This window comes from Acetatifactor aquisgranensis (assembly GCF_943193215.1).
Taxonomy (GTDB): Bacteria; Bacillota; Clostridia; order Lachnospirales; family Lachnospiraceae; genus Acetatifactor; species Acetatifactor aquisgranensis.
This window is the reverse complement of the sequence record NZ_CALPDH010000023.1, coordinates 96,196-102,409: the sequence shown is the minus strand read 5'-3', so window position 1 is coordinate 102,409 and position 6,214 is coordinate 96,196. Positions and strand designations below refer to the sequence as shown.

Annotated in this window: 7 protein-coding genes; 5 read left to right on the top strand and 2 right to left on the bottom strand. The window is 50.6% G+C overall.

Translation table 11 applies throughout. The annotated features are described in order from the left end of the window. Window positions 1-280 precede the first annotated feature (280 nt). Window positions 281-643: a hypothetical protein gene (locus NFS35_RS19205; protein ID WP_251208710.1), complete on the top strand. Its 363-nt coding sequence runs from the start codon at window positions 281-283 to the stop codon at window positions 641-643. Window positions 644-850: 207 nt separating this feature from the next. Here the strand turns inward: NFS35_RS19205 and NFS35_RS19200 are convergent, their stop codons facing one another. Next, window positions 851-1,336, bottom strand: coding sequence for a tyrosine-type recombinase/integrase (locus tag NFS35_RS19200; protein WP_251208709.1), 486 nt, complete (start codon window positions 1,334-1,336; stop codon window positions 851-853). Between the two features lie 81 nt (window positions 1,337-1,417). Between NFS35_RS19200 and NFS35_RS19195 the strand changes: the two genes are divergently transcribed. Both NFS35_RS19195 and NFS35_RS19190 read left to right on the top strand, forming a co-directional pair. After that, complete coding sequence (locus tag NFS35_RS19195) at window positions 1,418-1,663, top strand: carbon storage regulator (protein ID WP_251208708.1); 246 nt, start codon at window positions 1,418-1,420, stop codon at window positions 1,661-1,663. 383 nt (window positions 1,664-2,046) lie between these two features. Further along, a complete protein-coding gene (locus NFS35_RS19190; protein WP_251208707.1) occupies window positions 2,047-3,264 on the top strand; it encodes a flagellin N-terminal helical domain-containing protein in 1,218 nt (405 codons plus the stop codon). 240 nt (window positions 3,265-3,504) lie between these two features. Here the strand turns inward: NFS35_RS19190 and NFS35_RS19185 are convergent, their stop codons facing one another. Next, a complete protein-coding gene (locus NFS35_RS19185) occupies window positions 3,505-4,083 on the bottom strand; it encodes a tyrosine-type recombinase/integrase (RefSeq protein ID WP_251208706.1) in 579 nt (192 codons plus the stop codon). Between the two features lie 117 nt (window positions 4,084-4,200). Between NFS35_RS19185 and NFS35_RS19180 the strand changes: the two genes are divergently transcribed. Beyond that, the gene (locus NFS35_RS19180; protein ID WP_251208705.1) at window positions 4,201-4,443 is read left to right on the top strand and encodes a carbon storage regulator; all 243 of its coding nucleotides are present in this window, start codon (window positions 4,201-4,203) and stop codon (window positions 4,441-4,443) included. A 387-nt stretch (window positions 4,444-4,830) separates the two neighbouring features. Next, window positions 4,831-6,066 (top strand): flagellin N-terminal helical domain-containing protein, encoded by a 1,236-nt coding sequence (locus tag NFS35_RS19175; protein ID WP_251208704.1) that lies wholly within the window; start codon window positions 4,831-4,833, stop codon window positions 6,064-6,066. The last annotated feature ends 148 nt before the right edge of the window (window positions 6,067-6,214 follow it).

The following is a 6,214-nucleotide window of genomic DNA, read 5'->3' as shown; positions in this document are numbered from 1 at the left end:
TCCTCGCTGCTGGAGCGTCTATATGAGCAGGGCAGGGACGAGGAAGCGAAGCAGGCAGTGCTGGACACTACGGCGCGTGCAAGGCTGTACCAGGAGCTGCGCATCCCGAATTTCAGCACCAACCCTTAACTATGGCTAAGACTCGAACGGCGACTGCAGCCGCATGATGGATGGAAGTACAGGCCATTAAGTGCTCTACGGAGAGGATTTACCTCCTACAAGGAGGCTTGTTATCATTGCGGAGCCACCTGATTTGATGTCTGCCCAGGGCGGCCGCAGGGTGGGGGGAACTCCAGGGCACCATTCCTCACAGCTCTGTAGCGGGGAGGTTTCTTCCAAAAACTTTGCCAGAGACATGGGCTACGTGGCGGATTTCCGGCGCAGGCCGGTCAGGCGATGCTGGCACAGTCCAACCAGGCGAACCAGGGCGTTCTGTCCCTGCTGGGCTAATCTCTGGCTGTCGCTTCCATACAGAAGAGAAAGACATAAGGATAACGAAAGGCATGACGCAGGAGGAATCCTGTGCCATGCCTTTTCCATTGGAGAGGAGAATCTGCCCCTGGAGGGCTCTGAAACGCTGGAACCAGTAAAATGTTGCAGGACAGGAATCATCGAATGGTATTCTAAGAAATGGGTAAAATAAAAAATGCAACATTCTTGGAAAGAATGTTGCATTTTTGCTGCTCACATATATTATCGGTGGGAATCCGAAATACTTTAGGGGTCTTCGGAAGAATTTATCCAATTTTTTCTATGAAGTTTTTTCTATAAACGTATCCTGGAGAACACCTTGTCCTTGTCGTCCTGGTCGATGCACAGATATCTTTTGGTCACCTGATAAGAGGAATGGTTATAGATTGCCATGAGCAGCGCAGGGGGCGTCCCCTGTTTCCAGGCATGATACCCGAAAGTCTTCCGCAGGGAGTGGCAGCTTGGTGTCCACCCCGGCAAAAGCCGCGTCCTTTTTTATGATACGAAATGCCTGGAAACGGCTTAAGTGCTGCTCTGCCTGTATCTGGCTGCTAAACAGCCAGGAAGAAGCTTCCTTTTCTTTCGGATTCAGATACATTTCCAGTATATCCCGGATTTCCCGGTTGATATAGATTTGATTGGTCTTTCCGGTTTTCTGCTCCCTTACGGTCAGATGGGTTTTCCAGGCACCTTTTTCATAGCGATAGATATCCCCATAGGTCAGCCCCAGGATATCTGAGATACGGAGAGCCGAATTCAGGCCAATGACAATCAGCATGTGATTTCTGGGATTCGGTTTTTGCAGCAGATAGTATTCTTTGAAGCGTTTTAACTGGGCTGTGTCTTTAATATTTTTCTGCAACATTCTTTCCAAGAAAGTTGCATTTTGCAGAAGCTGATTCAGGCATATCGGCGGCACAAATGTAAAGAGACGGGAGGCGGAGGGATGCTGAGACTGACGGTCAGTCCGGAAGAGTATCTGATGATCAACGACAATATAAAGATAATCTTTCTGGGCGGTTCGAAGAACAACATGCGGATTATGGTAGATGCCCCCAGGGACGTGCATATCGTCCGCAGCGCCGCATTGGAGAACAGCATTCCCAGTCCGGAGGAGAGGGCGAAGCTGCCGAAGTACCATGCGGTGCCGGACGCGCCGGAGAAGTACCGGAGCCGGAAGGCGAAGCGGTAACCGTAGCAGAAAATGGAGGGCGATGACCGAAGCCGGAAAGCGAGGGGATAATCGCGGCCGGAAGGCGAAGCGATAACCATAGCAGAAAATGCAGGGCAATGGCTGGAACCGGAAAGCGAAGCGATAACCCCGGCAGACAATCGAGGTAATAACCGAAACGGAAGCAAAGGCTCAGGGCCCGGGCCGGAGGCTGCCGATTCGGTTACTATAAAAAATCATTGCGATGCCGCAAGGCGGGCGGTGGTTCTATGCTCCTCAGGAAGCGAAGCGGAATGGGGAGGGATGCCCCTTAAAATGGAGCCGGGACGGCGGACATGGGGCAGGCGGACAAAAACATGCAACTGACGCAAAAGGATTTGCGCGGTAATACAAGGAGGTAAATTATGGTAGTACAACACAACTTAACAGCAATGAATTCCAACAGAATGCTGGGCATCACCACAGGCGCCCAGGCGAAAGCCACAGAGAAGCTGTCTTCCGGCTACAAGATCAACCGTGCGGCAGACGATGCGGCAGGGCTTGCCATCTCCGAGAAGATGAGGAAGCAGATCCGCGGCCTGACCCAGGCTTCCGCCAACGCCCAGGACGGCATCAGCGCAGTGCAGACTGCAGAGGGCGCTTTGACCGAAGTGCATGACATGCTGCAGAGAATGAACGAGCTGGCAGTAAAGGCCGCTAACGGCACCATGTCCGAGAGCGACAGGGACGCTATCCAGAGCGAGGTTGACCAGTTGGTAACGGAAATTGACCGTGTGTCCATCACCACGAAATTCAACGAGACCTATCTGCTGAAAGGAACATCCAGCAGCGGACAGACCGGAAGTCTGACATTTACAGTCGCGAGCACAGCGGTAGGCGGTCTGAGTGGTGTAAACAACTTTAATTCTACCACAGGAACGGCTTCCGCTAATGTTACGGCAGCAACTGCCGGGACGCCTGCCGGTCTGGCTACAGGCAAACAGGTTCGGGTAGGTAATACGACATATTATTTGGTGGAGACAGCATCCGCCGGCAAGAGTCCTGCGGAAGTGGCCGAGGAGAACAAGAGCGGCACCACGAAAGCCTTTACCAGCATGGACTCTCTGATGGCGGCAATCAAGCGCGACAACAGTGAGAATATCAAGTCGGTATCCTCTGTGAACAATGGCGGTACAATCAGCCTTAAGATTGAGACTTTCGCAAACATGAACAGCGCCATCGACTTCAGTCTCCATGTAGGTGCTGACTCCTCCGATGACAACAAAATCAACCTGAATATCTCCCAGATGAGCGCAAGGGGATTGGGTGTCAACGGTCTGACCATCACTGGCGACAATGACGACAACGCAACTGCGGCCATTGATGTTGTAGCAGACGCTCTGTCTAAGGTATCCGCACAGCGTGCAACCCTTGGTGCAGTCCAGAACCGTCTGGAGCATACCATCGCCAACCTGGACAACGTAGTGGAGAACACCACCGCTGCAGAGTCCGCTGTCCGCGATACGGATATGGCTACTCAGATGGTGACCTACTCCAACAACCAGATTCTGGCACAGGCCGGCCAGGCAATGTTGGCACAGTCCAACCAGGCGAACCAGGGCGTTCTGTCTCTGCTTGGCTAATAGCCTGATTAAACACAGGTGGAGTAAGTACAAATCAAGACTTTCTAAAAGGTCAAAAGGCACAGGATGTCCTCCTGTGCCTTTTCAATATTTGCTAATTTATGTGGCTGAATTTTGTCATAAAAATAGAAAAAATGCAACATTCTGTGAAAGAATGTTGCATTTTTGCCGTTCACATATAATATCGGAGGGAATCCGAAATACTTTAGGGTTCCCGCAAGAATTTCTTTTATCTTTTTTCTATAATCTTATTTTGGAGAACACCTCGTCCTTATCGTCCTGGTCAATGCACAGATATCTCTTGGTCACCTGATAGGAAGAATGGTTGTAGATGCTCATGAGGAGCGCGGGGGGAGTCCCCTGCTTCCAGGCATGGTATCCGAAAGTCTTCCTTAGGGAGTGACAGCTGATATGGGTGTCCGTTCCCGCGAAAGCCGCAGCCTTTTTTATGATGCGGAAAGCCTGGAAACGGCTTAAAGGCTTTTCCCCCTGTATCTGGCTGCCGAACAGCCAGGAGGAAGCATCTTTTTCTTCTGGGTTCAGGTACATTTCCAGGGTCTCCCGAATCTCCCGGTTGATATAAATCTGGTTGGTTTTTTTGGTTTTCTGCTCCACTACAGTCAGATGGGTCTTCCAGGCACCTTTTTCGTAGCAGTAGACATCCCCATAGGCCAGTCCCAGGATATCTGAGATACGGAGAGCCGAGTTCAGGCCAATGACAATCAGCATATGGTTTCTGGGATTCGGTTTTTGCAGCAGGTAGTACTCTTTGAAGCGTTTTAGTTGGACAGTGTCTTTGATGGGTTGTGTTGTGCTCATGGTTATTCTCCTCATTTGTATTTTGCAACATTCTTTCACAAAGAGTTGCACTTTAGGAATACCATAGTTCATGCTAATCAGGAAAGCTGCAAATGCGGGCAGACAGGAGGTAGCTATATGCTGAGGCTTACAGTGAGCCCGGAAGAGTATCTGATGATTAACGACAATATAAAGATTATCTTCCTGGGCGGCTCCAAGAACAACATGCGGATTATGGTGGATGCCCCCAAGGACGTGCACATCGTCCGCAGCGCCGCTTTGGAGAACAGCGTCCCCAGCCCGGAGGAGAGGGCGAAGATGCCGAAGTATTACGCAGTGCCGGAAGCTCCGGAGAGATACCGCAGTCGGAAAGCAAAGTAATAACTGTGGTGGGAAAGCAAGGCAATGGCTGTAGCAGATAATCAAGGCGATGACTGAGACAGGAAAGCAAGGAGATAACCGCAGCAGACAGTCAAGGGAATGGCTAGAGCAGGAAAGCAAGGCAATAGCTGCAGCAGACAATCAAGGTAATAACCGAAGCGGAAGCAAAGGCTCAGGGCCCGGGTGCGGCGCTCCCGATTCGGTTACTATAAAGGATCATTGCGATGTCGTAAGGCTGGCAGTGGTTCCATGCTCCTCAGGAAGCAAAGCGGAATGGGGAGAAGCGCCCCAAAGGAATAGCCCAAAAGGTGGATATGGGGCAGGAGAAAGAAAAGAAATGAGCAACTGACGCAAAAGGATTTGCGCGGTAATACAAGGAGGTAAATTATGGTAGTACAACACAACTTAACAGCAATGAATTCCAACAGAATGCTTGGCATCACCACAGGAGCACAGGCTAAGGCAACAGAGAAGCTGTCTTCCGGCTACAAGATCAACCGTGCGGCAGACGACGCGGCAGGGCTTGCCATTTCCGAGAAGATGAGGAAGCAGATCCGCGGCCTGACCCAGGCTTCCGCCAACGCCCAGGACGGCATCAGCGCAGTGCAGACTGCAGAAGGTGCTTTGACCGAAGTGCATGACATGCTGCAGAGAATGAATGAGCTGGCAGTAAAGGCCGCCAACGGCACCATGTCCGAGAGCGACAGGGATGCTATCCAGAGCGAGGTTGACCAGCTGGTAACCGAGATTGACCGTGTCGCTACGACCACTAAGTTCAACGAGACCTATTTGCTGAAAGGTTCTAATGGCGGAGTGGCTGGTACATTGAAGTATACTACTGCAAATAATGCAAGTATCGCCAATGTATCTTTTAATGCTACTACAGGAACGGCAAATATCACTGTAACAAAGGTGACAACGGCAACAGCAGTAGGTGACGGTAATACAAGTTATACCGGAAAGTCTGTTAGTGCGGGTGGTACAACTTATATTTTGGTTGAAACGACATCAAAAAGTAGTACTGCTGATAAACTGAGTGTAAAGGAAGCAGCAGAAAAGCTTACACAAGGTACTACTAAAGGTTTCACTAGCATGGATGCATTAATGTCTGCTATTAAGCGTGATAATAGCGAGCATATCAAGACTGTTACGTCATACATTGATAGCAACAAAAATGTAGCCTTGAAAGCAGAAGCTTTCGCCGACCTGAACGATGCCATCGATTTCAGTCTCCACGTAGGAGCTGATTCCACCGATGACAACAAGATTAACCTCAACATCTCCTCCATGGGAGCCAGGGGACTTGGCGTCAACGGCCTGACCATCACCGGCGACAATGCTGACAATGCCACCGCTGCCATTGATGTAGTAGCCGACGCATTGGAGAGGGTATCCGCACAGCGCGCTACCCTGGGTGCCGTCCAGAACCGTCTGGAGCACACCATCGCCAACCTGGACAACGTAGTGGAGAACACAACCGCCGCAGAGTCCGCTGTCCGCGATACGGATATGGCCACTCAGATGGTGACCTACTCCAACAACCAGATTCTGGCACAGGCTGGCCAGGCAATGCTGGCACAGTCCAACCAGGCGAACCAGGGCGTTCTGTCTCTGTTAGGCTAATTTCAGGCTGTAGGTTAAGTGAAAAACGAAATTCCGTACGGAATAGATTTTACGGTGCAAAACCGAAATTCCCTATGGAAAAACTACACGGTGCAGGATATTCCTGCACCGTGTTTTTATTCCTTGTGTTTTTCCCATATTGCCATTA